The organism is Plesiomonas shigelloides, from assembly GCF_900087055.1.
In the GTDB taxonomy this organism is placed as follows: Bacteria; Pseudomonadota; Gammaproteobacteria; order Enterobacterales; family CAMTGL01; genus Plesiomonas; species Plesiomonas shigelloides.
Genome location: NZ_LT575468.1, coordinates 1,088,355 through 1,111,964, shown reverse-complemented (window position 1 = coordinate 1,111,964; position 23,610 = coordinate 1,088,355). Strand labels below are relative to the sequence as shown.

The 23,610-nt window shown below is 53.8% G+C and carries 16 protein-coding genes; 13 read left to right on the top strand and 3 right to left on the bottom strand.

Annotated elements, in window-relative coordinates; translation table 11 throughout:
• From NCTC9997_RS04860 to NCTC9997_RS04835, 6 genes are all read left to right on the top strand, one after another.
• Positions 1-1,644 carry a phosphoethanolamine transferase gene (locus NCTC9997_RS04860; protein ID WP_064977462.1) on the top strand — a complete coding sequence of 548 codons (1,644 nt, stop codon included), beginning with the start codon at positions 1-3 and terminating at the stop codon, positions 1,642-1,644.
• Positions 1,645-1,774: 130 nt separating this feature from the next.
• Complete coding sequence (locus NCTC9997_RS04855; protein ID WP_230405854.1) at positions 1,775-3,979, top strand: FAD-dependent oxidoreductase; 2,205 nt, start codon at positions 1,775-1,777, stop codon at positions 3,977-3,979.
• A gap of 40 nt (positions 3,980-4,019) precedes the next feature.
• Positions 4,020-5,216: an ABC transporter substrate-binding protein gene (locus tag NCTC9997_RS04850; protein WP_064977461.1), complete on the top strand. Its 1,197-nt coding sequence runs from the start codon at positions 4,020-4,022 to the stop codon at positions 5,214-5,216.
• 161 nt (positions 5,217-5,377) lie between these two features.
• Positions 5,378-7,093 (top strand): ABC transporter permease, encoded by a 1,716-nt coding sequence (locus NCTC9997_RS04845; protein WP_064978435.1) that lies wholly within the window; start codon positions 5,378-5,380, stop codon positions 7,091-7,093.
• The gene (locus NCTC9997_RS04840) at positions 7,090-7,848 is read left to right on the top strand and encodes an ATP-binding cassette domain-containing protein (RefSeq protein WP_064977460.1); all 759 of its coding nucleotides are present in this window, start codon (positions 7,090-7,092) and stop codon (positions 7,846-7,848) included. Before NCTC9997_RS04845 ends, NCTC9997_RS04840 begins: the two co-directional genes overlap by 4 nt.
• Complete coding sequence (locus NCTC9997_RS04835) at positions 7,841-8,500, top strand: CDP-alcohol phosphatidyltransferase family protein (RefSeq protein ID WP_064977459.1); 660 nt, start codon at positions 7,841-7,843, stop codon at positions 8,498-8,500. Before NCTC9997_RS04840 ends, NCTC9997_RS04835 begins: the two co-directional genes overlap by 8 nt.
• 133 nt (positions 8,501-8,633) lie before the next feature.
• Here NCTC9997_RS04835 and NCTC9997_RS04830 read toward each other — a convergent pair whose 3' ends face one another.
• The 3 genes from NCTC9997_RS04830 to NCTC9997_RS15150 form a co-directional block, all read right to left on the bottom strand.
• Positions 8,634-9,929, bottom strand: a complete 1,296-nt coding sequence (locus NCTC9997_RS04830; RefSeq protein ID WP_177331139.1) for a rhodanese-like domain-containing protein — start codon at positions 9,927-9,929, stop codon at positions 8,634-8,636.
• A gap of 414 nt (positions 9,930-10,343) precedes the next feature.
• Positions 10,344-10,820 (bottom strand): FKBP-type peptidyl-prolyl cis-trans isomerase, encoded by a 477-nt coding sequence (locus tag NCTC9997_RS04825; protein WP_039046305.1) that lies wholly within the window; start codon positions 10,818-10,820, stop codon positions 10,344-10,346.
• A 39-nt stretch (positions 10,821-10,859) separates the two neighbouring features.
• Complete coding sequence (locus NCTC9997_RS15150; protein WP_082935477.1) at positions 10,860-11,759, bottom strand: copper resistance protein NlpE N-terminal domain-containing protein; 900 nt, start codon at positions 11,757-11,759, stop codon at positions 10,860-10,862.
• Positions 11,760-12,467: 708 nt separating this feature from the next.
• Here NCTC9997_RS15150 and mgtA point away from each other — a divergent pair.
• The 7 genes from mgtA to NCTC9997_RS04785 all read left to right on the top strand — a co-directional run bounded on the left by mgtA (position 12,468) and on the right by NCTC9997_RS04785 (position 23,589).
• Positions 12,468-15,182 (top strand): magnesium-translocating P-type ATPase, encoded by a 2,715-nt coding sequence (gene mgtA / locus NCTC9997_RS04815; RefSeq protein ID WP_064977455.1) that lies wholly within the window; start codon positions 12,468-12,470, stop codon positions 15,180-15,182.
• Between the two features lie 358 nt (positions 15,183-15,540).
• A complete protein-coding gene (locus NCTC9997_RS04810) occupies positions 15,541-15,852 on the top strand; it encodes a DUF134 domain-containing protein (RefSeq protein ID WP_010862080.1) in 312 nt (103 codons plus the stop codon).
• Positions 15,821-16,375 carry a NifB/NifX family molybdenum-iron cluster-binding protein gene (locus tag NCTC9997_RS04805; RefSeq protein WP_064977454.1) on the top strand — a complete coding sequence of 185 codons (555 nt, stop codon included), beginning with the start codon at positions 15,821-15,823 and terminating at the stop codon, positions 16,373-16,375. Before NCTC9997_RS04810 ends, NCTC9997_RS04805 begins: the two co-directional genes overlap by 32 nt.
• A 12-nt stretch (positions 16,376-16,387) precedes the next feature.
• The gene (nqrM, locus tag NCTC9997_RS04800; RefSeq protein ID WP_064977453.1) at positions 16,388-16,624 is read left to right on the top strand and encodes a (Na+)-NQR maturation NqrM; all 237 of its coding nucleotides are present in this window, start codon (positions 16,388-16,390) and stop codon (positions 16,622-16,624) included.
• Positions 16,625-16,740: 116 nt separating this feature from the next.
• A complete protein-coding gene (locus NCTC9997_RS04795; RefSeq protein WP_039046309.1) occupies positions 16,741-17,094 on the top strand; it encodes a DUF2750 domain-containing protein in 354 nt (117 codons plus the stop codon).
• A gap of 483 nt (positions 17,095-17,577) precedes the next feature.
• Positions 17,578-19,260 (top strand): ShlB/FhaC/HecB family hemolysin secretion/activation protein, encoded by a 1,683-nt coding sequence (locus NCTC9997_RS04790; protein WP_064977452.1) that lies wholly within the window; start codon positions 17,578-17,580, stop codon positions 19,258-19,260.
• 24 nt (positions 19,261-19,284) lie between these two features.
• Positions 19,285-23,589: a hemagglutinin repeat-containing protein gene (locus NCTC9997_RS04785; protein WP_064977451.1), complete on the top strand. Its 4,305-nt coding sequence runs from the start codon at positions 19,285-19,287 to the stop codon at positions 23,587-23,589.
• Positions 23,590-23,610 lie beyond the last annotated feature (21 nt).

Here is a 23,610-nt window from a genome sequence, read left to right as displayed (position 1 = left end):
ATGACTAAAAATATGCTCCGTACTCAGTGGCAACTTAGTGTCACAACACTGACGTTGCTGATCAGTGTGTATTACGCACTGATCCTTAACTATCCAATATATCTGCGGTTCTATGCTATTTTTTCAACATCACCCGTAGTCAGTATTCCTTTTGCTATTTCTATTCCCGTATTTTTAATTTCTGCGCTTAATATTATTTTCAGCCTATTTAATTGGCGCTATTTTCTTAAGCCATTTTTTATCCTGCTGACTTTAACATCAGCCGTTGTGTCTTATGCCACAACGAAATATGGCGTTATTTTTGATAAAGAGATGATTCAGAATATTTTCGAAACCAATATTCATGAGGCAGACTCTTATCTTAACATGTCATTTGCTCTGTGGTTTTTATTTTTAGGTGTATTACCTTCACTACTGCTTGCGAAAATAAAAATTATTTATCCCCGCAATGTATTCAAATCATTATTGTGGCGATCGTGCTCTATCTTAGTCTCCGCCGTCATTATCTTGATTATTGGATTTTTCCTTTATAAGGATTATGCTTCAGTAGGGCGAAACAATTCTGACCTAAAGAAATACATTATCCCCACCTACTTTGTGAATAATACTTATAAATATATTCACGAGCGCTATTTCACCAAAGCTATTCCATTTCAGCATCTGGGGATGGATGCACAAGACAGCGCACGCGGTGCCGAGGACAAACCCACGCTGCTGGTACTGGTGGTGGGCGAAACGGCCCGCAGTCAGAACTACCAGTTAAATGGTTACCCACGACCAACGAATCAATACACCCAAGATTTAGGTGTCATTTCATTCCGACATGTCCGCTCTTGTGGTACTGCCACTGCAGTTTCCGTGCCTTGTATGTTCTCGGTCATGACACATGATAATTATGATGCTGCCTTGGCTCATAATCAGGATGGATTGCTAGATATTTTAAAACATGCTGGCGTATCGTTATTGTGGAAAGATAATGATGGTGGATGTAAAGGGGTGTGTGATCGAATTCCACACGAAAGCCTAAGCCCCGACAAATCCAATCCGCTGTGTAATGGCTCGACCTGTTACGATGAAGCGTTATTAGAAAATTTTGATAACGACATCAAAAACATGAAAGGTGATCGGGTATTAACGTTACATTTAATCGGCAGCCACGGGCCAACTTACTATTTACGTTATCCACCTTCACATCGTGTATTTGTGCCTGACTGCCCACGTAGCGATATTGAAAATTGTGACAATGCCGCCTTGCGTAACACCTATGACAATACAATTTTGTATACAGATTATGTCATTGCGCAGATCATTAAAAAATTACAAGCGCTCAGCGGAAAATACAGTACAGGATTAATTTACCTTTCCGATCACGGTGAATCGTTAGGCGAAAGTGGCTTGTATTTGCATGGTACGCCTTACGACTTAGCGCCTGCCGAACAGACCACAGTACCGCTGATCACCTGGTTCTCTCCAGGGCTGGTGAAAAGCAAAGAGTTGAATCTGTCTTGTTTGCAAAAAGAGGCCGCCACCGGTCAGTTTTCGCAAGGGAATCTGTTCCACTCGGTGCTCGGTCTGATGGATATCAAGACATCGGTCTATCAACCGGAGCTCGATTTGTTCCATCAATGCCGTAACGCTCTGTAATCTTTGGTATACTGAGGTCATCTGAATAAACCGTCAGATGACCTTTTTTATGTTTGGGCCATGCATTCGCCCAAAAGCCAGAGATATCTCTTCGTGCTCACCAGACCAAGACACGGGACGTTAACTGCTCATGATGCGTAAACTGCTACTCACTCTAGTGCTGGTTGCGCTGATTGCGCTCTATCTGACCTCCGATCTGCCACAGTACCTGACCTTTGACCAACTGAAAGCCAGTCAGCAATACCTGCTCAATTGGCAGGCCCATGCACCGCTACAGGCTTGGGTCAGTGTCTTTGTGCTCTATATTGTTGTAGTGGCGCTTTCGCTACCAGGCGCGACCATCATGACCTTAGCGGCGGGCGCCTTGTTCGGCCTCGGCTCTGGGCTGCTATTGGTCTCGTTTGCCTCCACTATCGGCGCCACACTGGCCTTTTTAGTCGCCCGTTATCTGTTTAAAGCACCTTTGGAGTCACGCTTCCCACAGCGCTTAGCTGCCATCAATGACGGGCTGGAAAAAGAAGGCGCGTTCTATCTGCTGACCTTGCGGTTAGTCCCGCTATTTCCATTTTTCTTGGTCAACATTTTGCTCGGCCTAACGCGCATGAAAACGCGGACTTACTATTGGATCAGCCAACTGGGGATGTTACCGGCGACCGTGGTCTACACCAACGCTGGCACCCAACTCGCCCAGCTACATAGCCCACAAGATATTCTGTCGCCTGCCATGTTGGGTTCACTGATTCTGTTGGGTTTGTTTCCTTTACTCACTCGCCGTTTACTGCAATGGCTGCGTGTACGCCGCCGTTATCAAGCATGGCGCGCCCCCTCTCATTTTGATCGCAATCTGATTGTGATTGGTGGCGGAGCGGCGGGGTTGGTTTCGGCTTATCTCGGCTCCGCGTTGCAAGCCAAGGTGACATTGGTTGAAGCCAAACAAATGGGCGGCGATTGTCTGAATACCGGCTGTGTACCGAGTAAGACCTTACTGCATTATGCCCGCTTAGCCAGACAAAACCGGCAAGCACATCAAGCCGGGGTTATGACCTGCGCACCACAACCGGATTTTGCCGCCGTGATGCACGCGGTTAATCGTGCCATTACTGAGATTGCGCCCCACGATAGCATCGAGCGCTATCAATCGCTCGGCGTGGATGTGGTGGCTGGTCATGCCGCACTGCAAGACCCTTGGACAGTCAAGATCACGCCTAATGACGGCCACCCGCCTTACGCGCTAACAAGCCGCCATATCCTGCTGTGTACGGGTGCCGAGCCGGTTATCCCACCGATTCCCGGTTTAATTGGCAATGATTTACCGAGCAGTGATCTACACGATAATGGTTTTGAAACAACCGAAACCTTATGGCAGACATTAAGCGCGTACTCTGCCCCCCCTGAACATGTGCTGATCATCGGTGGTGGCCCTATCGCCTGTGAAATAGGCCAAGCACTTAGCGAATTAGGCAGCCAAGTCAGCCTAGTACAGCAATCTGAACGGCTGCTGATGAAAGAAGACCCGCAGGCATCCGCGCTGATCGCGCAAGCACTGCGTGATAGTGGCGTTCATCTGTATACCCATAGTCAGGTTCTCTCTTGTCAGCGAGAAGGGAAGCGGCAGATCCTGCAAATCCAAGGTGCTGATGGAGAGCAACATACTCTGTGTGGCGATCTGCTGTTGGTGGCGACCGGACGTAAACCGCGCCTGCACGGTTACGGCCTCGAGGCTCTCGGATTGATTCCTGATTCATCGGCCACCCTCATGGCCGATGCGGGACTGCACACTCTGCTCCCGAATATCTTGGTTGCAGGTGATGTCAGTGGTCAGGCGCAGTTTACGCACCTCGCCGCCCATCAGGCTGGCTATGCGGTACTCAATGCACTGTTTGGTCAATGGAAACAGCTGAACGTGGACTATTCGCTGATCCCTCGCCTGACATTTACCCAACCACAAATCGCTCAGGTAGGATTAACGCAAGATGACGCCGAGCGTGCAGGCGTGGCCTACGATATCACCCACTATCCGCTGCATGAGCTTGATCGGGCCATTACCGAACATGATACGCAGGGCTTTATTAAGATCCTGACAGCACAAGGTAAAGACCGTATTCTGGGTGTCACTATCGTGGGTGAAAATAGCGAAAGCTTACTCGCGACGGCCATTATGGCGATGCGTGGCAAGCACGGCCTGAATTTTTTGCTCAAAACCCTGTTTCCCTATCCCGCGTATGCTGAAGGGATGAAAGCGGCAGCCGGAGATTGGAAACGCGCACGTCTGCCTGTACGGTTACTGCCTTGGTTAGCGCGTTATCACGCCTATCGCCGTGGTACACGCCGCTAAACGTACAACACCACAGGAATTCCCTACTCCCACAAAAAGGATGCTGCTTATGCGAAATTGGTTGCTAAGTCTGTTGATCGTCTGTTTTAGCGCCTCTGCTGCGCACGCTGATTGGGCGCAGACCGAGCAACAAGCGCGCGGGCAAACCGTCTACTTTAATGCGTGGGGCGGCAGCGACAGCGTGAATCGCTATTTACAGTGGGCCGCAGAGCAAGTGCAGCGCCAATACGGGATCACCTTAAAGCAGGTCAAAATTACCGATGCCGCCGATGTGGTGCAACGGATCCGCGCGGAAAAGCAAGCAGGGAAAAAGCATAATGGCTCGGTGGATTTACTCTGGGTGAATGGCGAGAATTTTCACCACTTAAAGCAAGAAGGCTTGCTATATGGCCCGTGGGCTGAACATTTACCCAATTGGGCATTAGTGGATAAAAGTAAACCGGTTACCACCGATTTTTCTGTTCCCACTGAGGGGTTAGAAGCACCGTGGGGGCTGGCACAGCTGACCTTTATTGCTGATCGCGCAACAACCCCAACGCCGCCGCAATCTGCCGCTGAATTGCTGGAGTTTGCGCGTCGTCATCCAGGGCAAGTCACCTACCCCTTACCGCCAGATTTTCACGGCGTCACGTTCCTCAAACAGTTATTGCTAGAGCTAGCGCCCAACCCAGCAGTATTACAACAGCCAGTAACGCCGGAACAATTTGCGGTAGCGACCGCGCCGCTGTGGGCATATCTGGATCAGTTGCATCCGCTGGCATGGCGACAAGGACGCAGTTTTCCTGCTAGCGCGGCGGCGATGAATAACATGTTGGCGGATGGCGAATTACTGCTGTCACTCACCTTTAATCCTAACGAAGCGGCCAGCTTAGTTCGACAGCAACAACTTCCGCCAAGCGCCTATGGTTTCGGTTTTCGCGCCGGCACCATCGGTAATGTGCACTATCTAGCAATTCCGTTTAATGCTAGCGCGAAAGCCGCTGCCCAAGTGGTCGCTAACTTTTTACTGTCACCGGCCGCTCAGCGTCACAAAGCCGATTTAGCGGTGTGGGGCGATCCATCTGTATTAACATCGCTCGCGCTGGCCAGCGCGACATCTGATGCAACAGCCAAGAACCCAGCCGCTGAGAGTCAAACCACGGACAAATCGGCGGCAGTGCCGGTGTTACCCGAACCCCATGTCAGTTGGGTTGAACCGCTGGAAAAAGCGTGGTTGCAACGTTACGGCGCGCAATAACGCCCATGCAAGTAAGCAGCCAGCGACATAAATTAGCCAACAAGCTGAAAACAGCTTGGGTCAATGCGCGCGCGCGGCTCGGCATACGCCGTGATCACGATACAGATGACCGAGTTCAGTGCAACAAGCTTGGTAACAGAACTTTATTTAGTACCAATACAGTGCATCCCATTGCGCTACTGCCTATTGTCATCATTTTCGCACCGCTGACTGCCGGGTTACCGGCGCTGGTAACACCGTTACTGCACAGCGCGCCTTGGTTAGCGCTGCTGGATGCACCGCGGCTGTGGCCCGCGTTGTTGCTAAGCCTCGGCTCAGCCGCAGGCTCTACCGTGCTGGCGTTGTTGCTGTGCATGCTCATCACCGCTGCGCTCTACCCACATCGCCGTTGGCTACAGTTACAACAGCGGCTCCCCAGTTTTCTCGCGTTACCCCATGTGGCATTTGCCATCGGGGTGGCCTTTTTACTGGCGCCGTCCGGCTGGCTAGCGCGTAGCGTGGCGCTGCTCTCAAGCAGTCTTGCCGAGCTGGTGAGTTGGGCTCCCCTCACCTTTCCGAATGCGTTAGTGCATGACCGCTACGCGTTGACACTCACCATCACTCTGGCGATTAAGGAGTGCTGGTTTTTGCTGTGGGCTGTTGCGGCGTTGCTGCAGCGGCAATCTATCGAGCAACAACTGACGCTGGCGCGCACGCTCGGTTATCCTACATGGCAAATCTGGTTACAAGTCCTGTGGCCTCAGCTGCTGCCGCGCCTACGCTGGCCTTTGGTCGCTGTCGCGGCCTACAGCTTGTCAGTGGTGGATATGGCGCTGATCCTCGGCCCATCGACTCCACCTACGCTGGCCGTCCTGATCTGGCAATGGTTGAGCGATGCCGATCCGTTGCAACGTCAAATGGGATTAGCCGCATCATTACTGCTTCCCTTGCTGCTCTGCATGCTTGGTCTGTGCGCAGCGCTGCTGTGGCGCGGACTGCAATCATTCTGGCAAGCGCCTACTGGGCGCCGCGCCGCGAGACAGCATGGCCTCAGCCAGACAGCGCCCCCTAACCTAACCATGACAGGCCGGCCACGCCCCCATCGCGGCTCTAGACCAGCGTCTTTGCTGTTTGGCCTACTGGCGAGCCTCAGTTGGCTGGCGCTAGCCTTAATCGCGTTGTGGTCAGTGGCTGGGCGCTGGTTTTATCCGGCGCTTTGGCCCGCGGAGCTGACGTTGCAAAGCTGGCAACAGCTGGATTGGCAGCCCTTCTTCAGCACGGTGCTGCTGGCGGTCAGCAGCGTTATCGTGGCACTGCCACTGACACTGATTTGGCTGGAATGGGGCGCGCGCCGTCTGCAACCGCTGCTGTATTTGCCGCTGATTTTTCCCGCCCTGCCACTGGTGACCATCCAGTATCATGCTTTGCTGCTGGTCAACGCCGATGGCAGTGTCAGTGCCGTGATTTGGAGTCACCTGTTGTGGGTCTTTCCCTACATGTTACTGATCTTAAGTGGCCCCTATCGGGCGCTAGATCCACGTCTGTTACTGACCGCGCGCACCTTGGGTTATCGCCGCTATCAAGCCTGTTTACGCCTACTCTGGCCCTCATTGTGGCGACCGATTATATTGGCCTGCGCAGTGGGTATTTCTGTCAGCGTGGCGCAATATTTACCCACACTGTTTGCCGGTGCAGGGCGAATTGCTACCGTCACCACCGAAGCAGTAACCCTAAGCAGTGGCGGTAATCGACGGGTGTTGGCAGTACAGGCGCTCTTACAATGTCTACTGCCGTGGCTGGCATTTAGCATCGCCGCGCTGACTAGTCGCCTTGGCCAAGGCCGCGTATTATCAGGCTCTTATCCTGTTTTCTCTGCTACGGATCGCCATACCTCATGACAGCGAGTAAGCCTTCACTCGGGCTAACCTTGGAGCAGGTGCAATTGCGCTTGACGCAATCTGCCAATACGCCAAAAATCAACGGGCAGCAAGCCTTGCCATGCCATGCTCCCCTGAACTTGCACATTGCGCCGGGTGAAATTGTGACCTTGATGGGGCCTTCTGGCTGCGGTAAGTCGACCTTGTTGCATGCGCTGATCGGCGCTCTGCCGTCAGCATTCACTTGCCATGGGCAACTGTGGCTAAATGGCCGCGAACTGTCCCACTTGCCGGTTGAGCAGCGCCATATTGGGATCTTATTTCAAGATGACTTGCTGTTTCCCCATTTGAGCGTTGGCGCTAATTTGGCGTTTGCCTTACCCCCTGCGGATAAACGCACGCGGCAGGCCATCATTGAGCAAGCCTTAACGGACGCGGGTCTGTCTGGGTTTGCGCACCGCGATCCGGCAACGCTCTCGGGTGGGCAACGCGCCCGCGTCAGCCTGCTGCGCGCTTTGCTCGCTAAACCGCAGGCCCTGCTGCTGGATGAGCCGTTCAGCCGACTGGATCGCCCGCTTCGCCGCAGCTTTCGCGAGTTTGTCTACGGCCAAATCCAGCAAGCCGGTCTGCCGACGCTGTTAGTCACCCATGATGCGGATGACATCCCGCCGAATGGGCGAGTGATCATGTTCGGTGAGCCAGTAGACGAAGATCCGCTCGACACCATCACGCGCGATAATCGCGCTCATCACCACTCGGAGCCGCGCGATGTTTGACCAGCACATCACCCGCCTGACCAAGCCGCTACAACAACGTATCGCGCGCACTTTACTGAGCTGGGGGATCCATCCCGATCAGCTAACCATCAGCGGTTTTGTTATTGGGATAACCGTGATCCCGCTGCTGGCCTGGCAACAGCCTTTGTGGGCGCTGGGCGCTATTTTATTAAATCGGCTGTTAGATGGTTTAGATGGCACCTTGGCACGCTTCACTACGCCGACCGATCGCGGCGGCTTTCTGGATATTGTGCTGGATTTTCTGTTTTACTCAGCGGTGCCGCTCGGCTTTGCACTGTATGACCCCGCGCACAATGCCCTAGCCGCCGCCGTGCTTATCTATGCCTTTATCGGTACTGGCTGCAGCTTTTTGGCCTTTGCGATTATTGCCGCCAAACGGCAGCTGACCAGTCAGCGCTATCCGCATAAAAGCTTTTACTATCTGGGGGGGCTGACCGAAGCAGGCGAAACTGTGCTGTTCTTTGTGTTGATGTGCCTGTTCCCAACATGGTTTGTTCCGCTGGCGTTGCTGTTTGCCGCGCTATGCGCTCTGACCACCGCCACCCGTATTTACAGTGGCTGGCACAGCTTTGCGCCGACTCACCCGAGCAATCATCAAAGCAGCAGTAACCCGCCGAACGATGATGCATGAAGCTAGCCCATATTGATCCCAGGCATTAACCGCAGACATTCACTTCAAGTACAAACAAAAAAGCGGCGCTTAATGAGCTCATCGCCATTAGCACCGCTTTTTAATCCGCAAGTTATCAAACCCGCGCTCGAGATCAGGATTTTCCTGGCTGACGCTCACCGGTCACGATGGGATTGGCCGGATCTAAACTCCACTCATACCAACCGCCGTCATACACGCTCACCTGCGGCCAGCCCATGGCCCACGCGTAGAAGAACGCTTCCGAGGCTCGCCAGCCAGTGCCGCAGTAAAACGCCACTTCGCCAGTCGGCTCGATCTGCCATTTTTGCCACAGATCACGCAGATCCGGCTCTGACAGCATAGTGCCATCAGGATTGTGCAAATCTTCAACATGATAGGCATCGCTGCCGCCGCCGCCCCATTTAGCGCCGGGAATGTCGCCTTTGGCTTTGATGTAGTTATAGCCGCTGGTTTCACCGATAAACTCCGGCCAGCTACGAATACTGACTAATGAGTTTTCCGGCTTTTTCAGCAAGGCTTTTGCCTGTGACAATGACGTCATATATTCGGGATGCGCCGGAATCTTCGCGCCAAAGGCCTTAGCCGGAGTCACGCTGGCTGGCAAGCCCATTTCAGTCGGGTATTTACCTGCTTGCCATGCATCCCAGCCTCCATCGAGAATGCGCACGTCTTTCACACCGGCATACATCAGAATATTGGCCGCTCGCGCTGCCGACATGGTCTGGCGGCCATACAGGATCACCGGCGTATCGGTGGTGATCCCCTGTGCAAGCAGCATTTTTTCTAAGCTGGAGTTATCCACCTTGTTCCACAAAGGCTCCGATTCCAGCGTATTTGTATCCATATAACCGGCTTTCGGGATATGCCCCAGCAGATAGGCTTTCGGTGCGCCCCACTCCACTTCAATCACTTTCCACCCTTTAGCTGGCGCATTGGCCACCGGCTTACCGGCTTGCAAATCGGCCAACCACGATGCTGGCACCAGCGCTTGATAATGCGCTAATGATTCACGGCGGCTCGGATCTTGTAAGGCATCGCTCAGGGTATAAATCGTGCTAAATCCCAGCGCTTGCAGACGCTGGCGAACAGCGTTCACCTCCGGCGCCGTGCCATACAAGGCAATCGGCAGGCTCTTATCCAGTTTCTTTTGCTGTAGCAGATGCGTTAGCTGCGCATCATCCAACAGGCTCAGCCACGAGGCCGACAAGTTACGCGCACCGCGCTCGTGACCGCCGGTAGTTTCACCTTCTTGCGGCCAACCATTAAATGCGGCGCTGCTACGGGTATCTAGCAGAGGGATATGCTGCTGCAATGCGTCACTGACCGTGATATTCGGCGCCGTAGCCGCAGTAGGTGCCGTTTGTGCCTGCGCAGACCATGCACATGCACCGGTGATGAGCAGTGCCATACACTGCCCGATACGTTGTCGAGACAAAAAAACAGAGGAAAGCGCCATTAAAATCCATACTCCTTGGGTAAGCCTGCCAGATAGAATTTTTTTCACACGCCCCGCTGCCCGCAGTGCATTCCCATAAGGCCACATCGCGTGACATCGCCTTTATAAAAATCATCCGCGCCGCAAACCGATAGCCGCACAGATACGGGTAAAAATAGCCACCGATTACGCCCGCTAAATGGCACGCACTAAAACGGCATGAAATAAAAATAGGTGGTGAAAAAAACGGGCTATTATAGCCAACATTCTCAGAGCGCCGATAGCAGACAAATGAGGAATCACCGCAAAAATATGGCGATAAAAAAATGGCCGACACAGTCACACTGTATCGGCCATCTCGGAGTGATAAAACAAGCTTAGGGCGTATTACGGGTTAATTTTCAGCAGTTCAACATCAAAAATCAGGGTTGAGCCAGCCGGAATTTTCCCCATGGCACGGTTGCCGTAAGCCAGATTGCTCGGGATGAAAAAGCGTACCTTTTCACCTTCCACCATTAATGGCACGCCTTCGGTCCAACCAGCAATCACGCGGTTTAGCGGGAAGGAAATGGGTTCACCACGCTGCACTGAGCTGTCGAACACCGTACCGTCAATCAACGTGCCATGGTAATGCACACTCACAGTATCGGTGGCTTTCGGGTGTACGGTTCCGGTACCCGGTTGCAGCACTTCATATTGCAGACCGGACGCGGTGGTGATCACCCCCGGCTTGGTTTTATTCTGCTCTAAAAAGGCAGCCCCTTGCTGGCGCTGCGCTTCGGCTTGTTTGGTATTGCCGGACATGTTTTTGATAAAAAACAGCACAACCACCAGCACCGCAATCAGTAGGATGATTTTAGACACCATATTCCCCTAATTTATATATGTGACGTTTATCGGCGTTTACTGCGCCGCCGGTACCGCTTTAAATACCGCCAGTGGTGCCATACGCGCCTTGTTCAGGGTCAGAGTATCGCCTGACAGGCTGTAATTGTCAGTCTGCTCCAACACCTGCATCAGCGGTTGTTCAAACTCCGCATCCATACAGGCCATACGGGTCATCGCCATCTGGGTAAAGCTGATCCGCGCAGCATCCGCATTCAGGGTATAACCGCCGTTGAAGCTGTTACAGCCGCTAAAGCCGTGGATCCGATCGCCTTCGGCCATCAGCTCAATGAACGGACGCTGCTTCGCATCCAACGTATCTGGTACTTTTTTACCCATCAGCTCGATCAATTCCCAGCGACGCCCCATCAGCACCGGTTTTTCAGCTTGGCTATCCGCGGCAGGTTTCGCTCCCATTTGCGCCGCAGCCTGCTCCGGTGTCAATTTTGCCAAGCGGTAGTGATCCGCCAGCGCACCGGTAATGCGCTGACCAGACATATCCAGCATAAACAGCACGTTTTCGCCGACAAAGAACTGGCGAGTCTCATTCTGGCCAGACAGCTGTACGGTATTACCGGCTGCATTCCAGCTAAAAGAACCGCGGTTTTCGAAACGGTTTCCGTCACCTTTACCCAAGTACTGTTCACTCAGCACATAGGTATCATCAGTATTCAGCTGCAGAGTGGTTTTGATGCCTTCACAGTCAGCGCAAGGAACCACGCCTTGGTAGACGCCACTCCAGTCCAACGCATTGCGCGCGTTGTGGGCAGGATCCACCACCGGCTCCGGTGCTTGGGTGGACGGTGCCGCGGTTTCAGTTTGCGAAACCGGATTGACTGGCTCTTGTTTCGCCGCATCATTACAGCCACTTAACAGCACAGCAAGCAGGCTCAGCGCCACAACGTTATTCGTTTTCATCTTATCCATTCCTTCACTGTTATCGCAGGTTTTGACCGTGTGTTTTTACTATCGGATAACCTGCCAACTGCCGCCCACCCTATAAGTATCAACCCGATGAATCAAGAGGCTTTTGTCTGATTGCGGTCAGATTGCACAGTTTATTATGTGATAGATGGTGCGATAGATTTCATGCCGGAAGTTCGAGCATCGGCTCACTGTTTTTATTAACGAAATATCATTTAACTCAGTGAGATAGCATCCCCCCAACAATGGGAAGCACACGCACGGTCAACCGTCTCAGTTTATATCCCTTCCCAGTATAAACGCCTGATGTAAAGCGTGCAGATTGCCCGCAGTTTATTTTCCGTTTACCTAGCAAAGCGTACTCTTTGTTTATGCACTGAGATGAATGCTACATGAGATAAGTGCCACTTGAGATAAGTGTGCGGCATCGCTTCATTGCCCGTATTTTACTACACCCTTTTTGTGCCATTTTCTGCGTCAATGACATGTCAGCCCGGAGGTTAACCAACCCAATATGGACCCAGAACCCGTACCCGGTTTCGCAAAGCGAAATCACCGGTCTGGCTGACTGATTGACAGGCGGCCTGACCGGACAACACCCGATCAGGCGGCCCGCGTATCATGCAATCCACAATACGCGATCTGCTTGTGCACCCTTTCGCCAAGTCCGTACGCTGTCGGACGTAACAAAGGTACCGCCCAATGCAATTTACTCGTATCTCGCAGCAGCTGTTTGCACTGCTGACCCGCAGCCTGCCTCGCCGGCTGTTCCAACGTGACCAACTACCCACCAAAGGCCCCGCGACGGGCTCTGCGCCAATACCAAGTGGCCTATCCGCCTTTTATCTGCAACAAGCTGCGCGCAGTGAAACCGACCTCTACCGGCATTTCACCAGCCACCCCGAAGGGTTAAATGAAAAAGAAGTGGAAGCGGCGCGCGCCCAATACGGTGAGAACAGCGTGGATGCCCAACAAGCGCCCTCACAGTGGCGACATCTGTGGCATTGCTATCGCAACCCGTTCAACTTGCTGCTGACCGTGCTGGCCCTCATCTCCTATGCCACCGAAGATCTGCAAGCGGCCATCGTGATTGGCTTGATGGTGCTGATTTCCACTTTCATGCACTTTATTCAGGAGTCACGCTCTAACCGCGCCGCCGACAAGCTTAAAGCGATGGTGTCGAACACGGCCACCGTGCGCCGTAGCCATGTGCGCACCGGTGAAACCCGTCAGTTTGAGTTACCGATTAGCGAGCTGGTACCGGGCGATATTCTGACGCTGTCAGCGGGGGATATGATCCCCGCCGATGTTCGCTTGCTCAGCGCCAAAGATCTGTTCGTCAGCCAAGCCGCGCTAACTGGGGAGTCGCTGCCGGTAGAAAAACACGCCGATCAACTCGATAGCGCAGAGCGCGACCCGCTGCAACAACCCAACCTGTGTTTTATGGGAACCAATGTGGTAAGCGGTACGGCCATTGCCATGGTGATTGCGACCGGCCAACAGACTTACTTTGGCTCGCTGGCCGAACGTGTTATTCGCCAAGACGACACGCCGAATGCATTTCAAACTGGGATCAGCAAAGTCAGTTGGTTGCTAATTCGCTTCATGCTGGTGATGACGCCGATTGTGCTGCTGCTCAATGGCTTTACCAAAGGGGACTGGTGGGAAGCCGCCCTGTTCGCGCTCTCGGTCGCCGTGGGGCTGACGCCCGAAATGTTACCGATGATAGTCACCTCAACGCTGGCTAAAGGCGCGGTGCGCTTGTCGCGGCAAAAGGTGATCGTCAAACGCCTCGATGCCATCCAAAACTTCGGGGCGATGGATATTCTGTGCACCGATAAAACCGGCACCTTGACGCAAGATAAAATCGTTCTGGAGCGCCACACCGATATCACCGGACAGCCTTGTGAGCAGGTACTGCGCTATGCTTGGTTGAACAGCCATTACCAGACTGGGCTGAAAAACCTGCTCGATGTAGCCGTACAAGAACGTGTCGCCGAGCAAGGTCTGCACTTTACCCTACCGGGGCTTCATAAAGTGGATGAGATCCCGTTTGATTTTGTCCGGCGGCGGATGTCGGTGGTTTTGGCGACAACGGCGCAAACGCATCTTTTGATCTGCAAAGGCGCACTGGAAGAGATGCTCAGCCTGTGCTGCTATACCCGTGTGGAAGGCGAAGTGATTGCGCTGGATGAAAACCGACTGGCGCTAATTCGTCGCCACACGGATGATCTCAATCAGCAAGGTTTACGCGTGGTGGCTGTGGCCAGCAAAACCTTGCCGTCGACACGCAGCCAATACAGCGTTGACGATGAGTATGAGCTGATTTTAGAAGGCTACATTGCCTTTTTAGACCCACCGAAAGAGACCACTGCGCCAGCCTTGGCGGCGCTACAAGCCAGCGGGATCACGGTCAAAATCCTGACCGGCGATAACCCACGCGTGGCCGCAAAAGTGTGTCGCGATGTCGGGCTGGATGTGCAGAACATCTTGCTGGGCGAAGAGATTGAGGCAATGGATGATGCTGCGCTTGAGCAAGCAGCACGTCAGACGCAAGTGTTCGCTAAGCTGACGCCGCTGCATAAAGAGCGCATCGTGCAATCGCTGCGGGCGCAGCAGCATATCGTCGGTTTTATGGGCGATGGTATCAATGACGCGCCCGCCCTGCGCGCTGCCGATATTGGCATCTCCGTTGACTCGGCGGTGGATATCGCCAAGGAAGCTGCCGATATCATCTTGCTGGAAAAAAGCCTGATGGTGCTGGAGCAAGGCGTTCTGGAGGGGCGTAAGACCTTCGCCAATATGCTCAAGTACATCAAAATGACCGCCAGCTCCAACTTCGGTAACGTTTTCAGTGTATTGATCGCCAGTGCATTTTTGCCCTTTTTACCGATGCTGCCGATTCATTTGCTGATCCAAAACCTGATGTATGACATCTCACAGGTGGCGATCCCATTTGATAATGTGGATGACGAGCAACTGCAAAAGCCACAACGTTGGAATGCCGGTGATTTGGGACGTTTCATGGTGTTTTTTGGCCCCATCAGTTCGGTCTTTGACATTCTGACTTACTGTCTGATGTGGTATGTGTTCCAAGCTAACAGTATCGATAGTCAGACCCTATTCCAGTCCGGCTGGTTTGTGGAAGGGTTGCTGTCGCAGACCTTGATTGTGCACATGATCCGTACCCGTAAGATCCCGTTTTTGCAAAGCCGCGCCTCGTGGCCTCTGCTGGCGATGACGTTGGTAGTGGTGAGTGTGGGGATTGGGCTGATCTACTCGCCGCTAGCCCCTCACTTGCAGCTTGAGGCGCTGCCGCTCAGTTACTTCCCGTGGCTGCTGCTGATCCTCAGCGGCTATATGTGCCTGACTCAGTTAGTCAAAGGCTGGTTTGTGCGCCGTTACGGCTGGCAGTAATTATTATCACTCAACCTCTAACCAAAACCGGTCGCTAGCGACCGGTTGGCTCGTTCTTTTCTTTCTTCTTTCCTTTAGCGGTTACCGGTCTTCCCAAACGGTAACCGCTTTTTTTATCCCTCTATGGTGCTGTGCTTTTGTGGTACTTTGCGCTCTGGCTTCCGCTCTTGATCTTATTCTGTTAGGGGTGGCGCTTGTTATACCGTGATTGCGGTGGCGGAGTTCTTGCCCAAGAATAAAACCTCGTCACTATACGCCAGACCACATAGCCAGATCACAATAGTTCCAATCAAGTTATTGGCATATGCTAATAATGATCGCATAATGACACCGTGATATATCAGGAGCCGCCTTCTTTATGGTCAGACCCAAAAAACCGCGCTGTATCTGTTCCCATGCTCCGTTTACCTTGTTTAAACCCAACGGTATTCCGGCCAGTCAGCTGACCTTACAGCAATTAAAAGCCGACGAGTTCGAAGCTCTGCGTTTGGCTGATCTGATGGGCCTGCAACAAATCCAGGCGGCCGCCCTGATGGGCGTGTCCAGACAGACTTTTGCCAATTTGGTGAAAGAAGCCCGGCGCAAGGTCGCCGCTTGTCTGGTGCACGGACAAGGCTTACAACTGGAGAGAATTCCCGATGACGATCACTGCGATCCCGCTGCTGAATGACGGCAGTTTAAGCGGACACTTTGCCCGCGCGCTGCGCTTTGCGCTGTATAGCCCACAGGGCGAACATCTATCCGATTTGGCATTGCCACCCCTGAGTGATGAAGGGCATTGCCAGCGTAACCACGCGGTGCTGCTACAATTAAAACAGCAAGGGGTAAACCGTGTGGTGGTGCGCCGCATCGGCCAGAAAATGCTGGGTAAGCTGCTCGCGGCGGGTCTACGCGTCTATCAAGCCAATCGCCGCGCCATGCCAGAAGCTCTGCTAAATGCCGAGCTCACCGAGCTGACTTCGGCGGAACAAGGGAGTGTTGGAGCGAATCAGCGTACGTCAAAATCGCACGGCGGTCACTGCAGCGGTGGTGCTTGTCATAACCATAACCATAACAATAACCACAGCCATGCTGCTCACCCACAGCAAGCTTGTTGCCATGCTGCAAAAGGTGAAGCGCATAGTGATAGTGGTTGTTGTGGTCATGCCAAGCGTGCACAGCCGAAAATTGGCATGACGCGTTTTGGTCGCTGAGGAGAAAACATCATGATTTATCTAATCGCCTTCGGGATCTTCGGCATTATGATTTTACTGATGATGATTGGTCAGCTGCTGACCAAACGCCAGATACAGGGGAGCTGCGGGGGCTTAAGCCAAGCCGGTATTGAGCGAGTATGTGACTGCGAAGAAACCTGCGCCGAACACCGCCTATACCAAATCAGTGAACCTTCCGCCGCGCCTTCTGCGCCAGAAACGGCGGCCAGCAAAACTGCGCAGCAATAAACGCAGGCAACCCGTTATCACACGCTGCAAAGCGGCAGACGGAGTGACCGATTTTCTGATACCATGCGACACAATATGTTCCGCGTTAACACGCGCGTTTAAGAGAGAGTGACGCCATGAGCCAATTAGGAAATGATCTGCAGGCCAATCTGGCCCTGTTTGCCGCTGAAACCCAGCAGACCGGCGTGGTCTGGGGCCTGTGTCAGGATGAAGTGGACTGGCTGTCAATGGAGTCGACCCAGTTTGAAGACGGCGAAGTGATGCCGTTTTGGTCTAACGAGGCGGATGCCCGTGTCCATTGCGATGAAGAGTGGGCAGATTTCGTGCCAACGCCGATCCCTCTGAACCTGTTCATGAACGAATGGCTGCTGACCCTGACCGAAGATGGCGTTCTGCTGGGTCTGAACTGGAATGCCGATCTGGAAGGTGATGAGCTGGAGCCAGAAGCAGTCGCTAAGCTGTTTATCTAACGGTGTATGCCACTAATCTCTGCGCAGCCCCACGTGGTTGGTTGAGATAAAATCGCTCAGTATCGACATGCTGTATGACTGATAACAAAGGGCTGCGCTAACGCGGCCCTTTTCTTTTCCGTACGCGCAAGTAAGTACAAGTAAGCGTGCATTCTCTTTTCCCGCTTGATCTCTTCCCTAATATTCCTGTCGCCCATTTCTGATTCTTTTTATGCATGCCCGTTTTCACCGCATACAGCCATTAGCGCAAAGATTATTCCCGTATAGGCCATCACCGTAAAAGGTAGACTGCGATCAACAGGTTATCTACCACCGCCACCTTCCCTTCTTCTTCGGTATATTCATATTTAGGCATACATTTTGCTTAACTCATTAAAAGTCATACAAAACAGTTTAATAAAACCTAAAAACACGACGTTATGACGAAAAGTGACAAATAAATAACTCTTATTCTCATTTGCCGCCGAAAACAGGATGTAATTCATGACAGCATGCCGGTATTTTGTCGCAGCCACACTGTTAGTCAGTAGCGGATTATTCTGCCAAGGATTACATGCGCAAGGGCTACTGGGCGCGGATGTGCCGCGGCAAGCGATTCAAGACAGCAGCCGCCAGCTCAATCGCTGGTTGGAAGAGCAGCGCTATCGCCAGTTAGAACAAGGCAGCAGTGCGCCGCTATCCGCGCCCGCCGCCGTGCTGCCCGAATCAGAACAGTGCCTGCCGCTATCCGCCGTCTATTTGCGCGGCGTAACGTTACTGGATAAACAGAGCCTTCACGCTTTGCCACAAGTATCGCCGCAGTGCATCACTACCGCAGCGCTCAATGCGTTGATCCGCCAACTCACCGAGGCTTACTTGCAACGCGGTTACATCGCTGCGCGCGTGATTTTGCTGCCAGTAGATGCAAAAGGCGCCCTCACCTTGCAGGTGATTGAAGGGCATCTGGAGGCAATTGAAGGCGATAGCACACTGGTCAACAGCGCCACCTTGCTACCGGGGAAAACGGGGCAGCCGCTGAATATCCACGATCTGGATCAAGCGCTGGATCAAGCCAACCGACTCGCAGCGAACCACGTGCAAGCCGATATCCTGCCAGGACGCACCCCTGGTGGCTCGGTGATCCATTTGCTGAATACCCCCGACAAACGCTGGCACCTAACCGCCAGCACCGACAACGAAGGCCAAAAGAGTACCGGCCGTTGGCAAACTCGCCTGAGCGCTGCGTTGGACAGCCCCCTCGGCCTGTCAGACAGCCTGAATATGAGCGCGGCCACCACGCTAACCGATGATACCGAACGCTATAATCGCAGCTATACCCTGCTCTACAGCGTGCCTTATGGCTACGCCACTTTCAGCGCATTTGCCAGCCACAGTGATTATCTCAACACGCAGCCGCTGCAGATTTACTCCGTGCAGCTCAGTGGCCACACCGATCAAGCCGGACTGCGCGCCGATTATGTGGTGGCGCGAGATCAACGCAGCATCAATACCCTGTCAGTGCAACTGACGCGCAAACAAAGCCGTAATTACTTCGCCGATGCTTTACTGGGGATCAGCAGTCCAACCCTGAGCGTGCTGTCACTCAGTGCCGCGCGAATGCAAATTCTCGATCGCGGCTTAGTCAGCCTGAGTGCCTCGGTCGATCAAGGTACGCCGTGGCTTGGCGCTGATGCGCCGCCACCGAGTGGCCTGTCTGGTCTGCCCGACAGCCACTTTACCAAATTCACGGTAAATGCCGACCTGTACCGCTACTTCCAGCCTGCCGGTTTGAACCTGCAATGGCACAGCCAGCTGGCGGCGCAATACAGCGCCGATCCCCTGCCGGGGATCGAGTGGTTTACCGTTTCAGACACCTATGCCGTCCGTGGCTTTTCATCGAGCAATGTGGCCGCCGACAGCGGCGCATTCTGGCGTAACGATCTCACCTACCGACGCCCGCTGCTGGGCGGCGAGCTGCGCCTGCTAACCGGTGCCGATATCGGCCAGACCTTACGCGGCGCGACTCATAACCCGACTTACTATGCCGGCGGCCTGACCGTTGGCTCCGATTACCAATATCAGGCCGTACAGGCCGGAATCCGTGTCAGCCGTGGCCGTATGTGGTCAGCAGGCCGGCACACGACCGAACCGCTGCGGGTACTCGCCCGTTTTAGTGTCAGCTTCTGACGTGCGGATCAAGGAGAACAGTGTATGACTCACTTTAAACTTTCAGCTGCCGGCAAACTCACCGTGGCGTTAGCCATTGCCCTTACCGTTACCACGCCGGCCAGTGCCGCGGGGATCATTGCGGGTGGTACTAATCAGCCACAGGTCAGCACCAATGCGCAGGGAACCGATATCGTTAATATCGTTGCGCCTTCCGCATCCGGGCTATCACATAACCAGTATCAGAACTATTCGGTGGATGGTTCAGGCGCAGTCCTGAACAACGCCCTGCAAGCCGGTCAATCGCAACTAGCCGGTCAACTGCAAGCCAACAGCAATTTGCACGGACAAGCCGCTAAAATCATCCTGAACGAAGTGGTAACCCGTAATCCATCGTTGCTGCTCGGTCAGCAAGAGGTGTTCGGTATGGCCGCCGACTTTGTGCTGGCTAACCCAAATGGCATTACCTGTAATGGCTGCGGCTTTATCAATACACCGCGCTCTTCTCTGGTGGTCGGTAGCCCCAACGTCAGCGATGGCAATTTGCACGGCTACACCACATTGAATAACCGCAACGCCCTGCAAATTGGTCAAGGCGGGGTGCACGGTGCCGATGTGCTGGATCTGATCGCACCGAAAATCGATGCCCGTGGCCCAATTACTGCCGGACAAGCCATTCACGCCATCAGCGGCCTGAATGAGGTCAGCCTTGACGCCAAGATCACCTACAGCGTCCCTGTCGGCGGTAATGGCCTCGACAGCTATTACTTAGGCGGGATGCAAGCCGGCCGTATTCGACTGGTTAGCACCGCTGCGGGCAGCGGCGTCAACATCAGCGGCGCACTCAAAGCCGCGCAAGGCATTGATGCGGACAGCCGTGGCGATATGACCCTAACTGCCGCCAACTTGCATGGCGGCGACATCAACCTCACTGCCCAGAATCTGACACTGCGCGGCGAAGTGCAGCACCACGAACAATCATCACAAGGTGCGGATAACTACCAAAATTACCGCGGCGGTATCGATCGCGGTAGCCATCAGCAAGAAGAGAGCCTGACCCGCAGCAGCCTGCACGGTAATGACATTAAATTAGTCAGCCGTGACAATCAGCACCTCTCCGCTACTGATGTGGACGGCCAGCAAGTCACCCTACAAGGGCGCAATGTCACTCTCGACAGCCAAGTCACCCGCAACAGTCAGGAAAAACACGATAACCAGTGGTTCTATTCGTGGGAGCATAACGAGTCATCCTCATCACTGAATGAAACCCAGCACGGCACCCAAATCCGCGCCGCCAAACAAGCGCACGTGATTGCTGACCAAGATGTGACCCTCACCGGTAGCCGCATTGATAGCGGCAACGATCTGAGCGTTAAAGCCGGCGGTAAACTGACCTTACAAGGCGCGCAGGAGCAACACCGTAGCCAACACACCCTGTATGTGAAAAATGAAACGGCGGCCCTGCGTAGCGGCACCGAACGCCAAGAAACGCAAGACGATAAACTGCAGCAGGCAGCTCTGCACAGTGGTGGGCATTTAACCTTACAAGCGGGAGATAATCTGCGCGCGGATGCCGCCGATTTGAAAGCCGCCGGAAATCTGAATCTCAGCAGTGCAAAACAGCTGCAACTGGGCATTCAAGAAGTCCAAACCCTGAATGCCAACGAAAATAACCATCGCTACTGGGGTGGCATTGGTGGCGCAAACGAAGCAGAGAAAAGCCGTCGTAGCACACAGGTACAAGGGACACACCTGCAAAGCGGACAAACGCTGACCCTGAACGGTCAACAAGGTGTCGAATTGGTGTCTGCCGATGCGAACGCTCGCCAAGGGGCTTATGTCAGCAGCAACGGTGATATTCACATTCGAAGCGCTAACAGCAGCACACAAGAGCGGGATCACAGCCGTACCGGCACTGCATTTAACATCACCAAGCACGCTGAAACCACTGCTGCGCAGGATACCCGCAATCAAGGCAGCGATCTGCGAGCAGAGCAAGACCTGAAAGTCAGTGGCGGGCAAGACGTCACCTTAACTGGCAGCCGCCTGCAAAGCCAAGGCACCACCGAGATCAACGCAGGCAAAAACCTGCACATTGAGCAAGGCTCCAACACTCATCAAAGCAGCAAAGAAACCGCCGACTTGCACGGCACCACCTATGCGCACAAATCCGGTGACAGCGAATACCGCGCCGGCGCAGGTTTAGAGTTCACCCGTGACAGCCACAGCGAAAGCGCGCAAACCGCCGCGCACAGCCAGCTCAGCGGCCAAGACCTGACCTTGAAAGCCGGTGAAAACGTAAGCGTACAAGGCGGTGAGCTGAGCAGCAAACAAGACGCCACGCTGAGAGGCAAAAATATTGAACTGACCGGAGCGAAAGAAAGTCACAGCCAGCAAGATTCCCATCTGCAAACCGGTGCCGGAATTTATGTACGCGGAGGACTGGATCAAGCGGGCTTAGGCTTAGAAAGCAGCACCACTCACAGCAGTGAGCAAAGTGCGTCGCAAACCGAACAAGGCACCCGTACCCACACCGGCGGTAACCTCACCCTGAACGCCAGCGACACCTTAACCCAACAAGGCGCGCAACATAGCGTGCAAGGCAACTATCAGGAAAATGCCGCGCAAAGCTCGCATCTGGCCAGTGCCAACCATAGCCAGAGCAGCACATCGCACACCAGCGTGACCACCGATCTGGGAGCTGCGGTCGATTACAGCGCTATCACACGTCCAGCCGTAGAGGCGGTGAAAAAGATCACCCATGCGGATGTCGACGGCGGCAAAGCCTCCTTCAATGAAGCGAAACAAGGCATTCCAGAGCTGCAAGGTACGCTGCAAGTGAATGTCGATCACAAGACCAACAGCCAAGAGCAAACTACCCAGCAGGGAACCCAAATTCAAGCCGGTAACATTGCTGTGAATACGCAAGGAAAACTGACCGACCAAAGCAGCCAATATCAGGCCACCGCCGGTAATATCGATATCAATAGCGGTAGCTATGAACACCGCGCCGCGCAAGATGAAACCCGGACTCACCAAAGCCACACCACCGGCAATCTGTCGGTGACAGCAGCCACTACCACCGGTGAAGATCTGCGTTTAAGCGGTGAACTTGGCATCAACCATCAAGGTGAAAACCAATCCCAGCAGAATAGCCATCAAGGCTCTTTGCAAGCCGCGCACAACGTGAATATCACCAGCCACGGCGATAGCACACTGCAAGGCGTCGCAATCAACGCCGGACACGACGCTAACCTGCAAGCAGGCCAAAAGCTGACTATCCAAGGCGGTGAAAGCCACGCGCAAGGTAACAGCTACCATGCGGGCGGCAGCCTGAATGCGAAAGGCACGGTATTGCCTGTTCCTACCGACGTCAGTGGCGGCGGCTCACTCAATCTGGGTTATGCCAGCAACAGTCAAGATGGTGGACAAAGCACGCAGATTACCGCCGGTAACAACCTGAATCTGCATAGCGGTCAAGGCCTCAGCGTACAGGGAACAGACTTGCAAGCTGGCCACAACGCGGCGCTGCGTAGCGATCAGGGCAGTGTCAGCCTCAGTGGCAGCCAGTCGCAGCAAAACGCGCAAGGCGGCAATATCGAACTGGCACTGAATGCCAACCGCAAACAAACTCCAGCTTCTGATAATGCTGTAACCGAAACAGCACCTAGCACAGCCAGCGCCGTCAGCAAGGTGGTCAAGACTGGCAGCGGCTCAGTTAAACTCGATGGCAATTTGCACCGCGAAACCCGCCAGCACAACAGCAGCGTGCAAGCGGCTAACGTAACCATCGACAGCGCGCAAGACACTCGCTTGCAAAATAGCAGCGTAAAAGGCGAGCAAGTCGCTATCACCAGTGGCGGTAACCTGCAACTCGATAGCCGTGAAGATAGCGTGCTGGATCTGAGCGCTAAACTGAACGCCGGTGCAACCCATACCGATGCCAAGGATGACAAAGGCAATAGCGCGACCCTCGGTCAATCCATCCTGAAAAATGGCACTTTAGATAGCGAAGGCCACGCCCTGCGTAGCCATGAAGTGACCCAGAGCAGCCAAATTGACGCACGCGATGATGTGACATTGCAAACCGGCGGCGAAACGCGCCTGCACGCAGCGCAAATTCACAGCGAGCAAGGTCAGGTTAAACAAACCGGCAGTGCCGCCGTGCTGACCGATAACCAAGGCCACAAAGACGAAGCCAGCTGGAAAGCGGATATCGCCAACAGCCTGCGTCGTCTGTTCGGGGGCAAAGACAGTGAATCAAAAGAAAAACTGCCCGTTTCCGGTCAATATCAACCCACTGATAGCGTAACTCATTCCTCCATTACCGAAGGTAAAGCGCAGTCATAAGCCTGCGCGAGCATATCGCTT

What these genes read in the sequence shown, in the direction of transcription:
- NCTC9997_RS04860 (WP_064977462.1), top strand. Translation starts at nt 1, where the DNA reads ATGACTAAAAATATGCTCCGTACTCAGTGGCAACTTAGTGTCACAACA.
- NCTC9997_RS04855 (WP_230405854.1), top strand. Translation starts at nt 1,775, where the DNA reads ATGATGCGTAAACTGCTACTCACTCTAGTGCTGGTTGCGCTGATTGCG.
- NCTC9997_RS04850 (WP_064977461.1), top strand. Translation starts at nt 4,020, where the DNA reads ATGCTGCTTATGCGAAATTGGTTGCTAAGTCTGTTGATCGTCTGTTTT.
- NCTC9997_RS04840 (WP_064977460.1), top strand. Translation starts at nt 7,090, where the DNA reads ATGACAGCGAGTAAGCCTTCACTCGGGCTAACCTTGGAGCAGGTGCAA.
- NCTC9997_RS04835 (WP_064977459.1), top strand. Translation starts at nt 7,841, where the DNA reads ATGTTTGACCAGCACATCACCCGCCTGACCAAGCCGCTACAACAACGT.
- NCTC9997_RS04830 (WP_177331139.1), bottom strand. Translation starts at nt 9,929, where the DNA reads ATGGCACTGCTCATCACCGGTGCATGTGCATGGTCTGCGCAGGCACAA.
- NCTC9997_RS15150 (WP_082935477.1), bottom strand. Translation starts at nt 11,759, where the DNA reads ATGAAAACGAATAACGTTGTGGCGCTGAGCCTGCTTGCTGTGCTGTTA.
- mgtA (WP_064977455.1), top strand. Translation starts at nt 12,468, where the DNA reads ATGCAATTTACTCGTATCTCGCAGCAGCTGTTTGCACTGCTGACCCGC.
- NCTC9997_RS04810 (WP_010862080.1), top strand. Translation starts at nt 15,541, where the DNA reads ATGGTCAGACCCAAAAAACCGCGCTGTATCTGTTCCCATGCTCCGTTT.
- NCTC9997_RS04805 (WP_064977454.1), top strand. Translation starts at nt 15,821, where the DNA reads ATGACGATCACTGCGATCCCGCTGCTGAATGACGGCAGTTTAAGCGGA.
- nqrM (WP_064977453.1), top strand. Translation starts at nt 16,388, where the DNA reads ATGATTTATCTAATCGCCTTCGGGATCTTCGGCATTATGATTTTACTG.
- NCTC9997_RS04795 (WP_039046309.1), top strand. Translation starts at nt 16,741, where the DNA reads ATGAGCCAATTAGGAAATGATCTGCAGGCCAATCTGGCCCTGTTTGCC.
- NCTC9997_RS04790 (WP_064977452.1), top strand. Translation starts at nt 17,578, where the DNA reads ATGACAGCATGCCGGTATTTTGTCGCAGCCACACTGTTAGTCAGTAGC.
- NCTC9997_RS04785 (WP_064977451.1), top strand. Translation starts at nt 19,285, where the DNA reads ATGACTCACTTTAAACTTTCAGCTGCCGGCAAACTCACCGTGGCGTTA.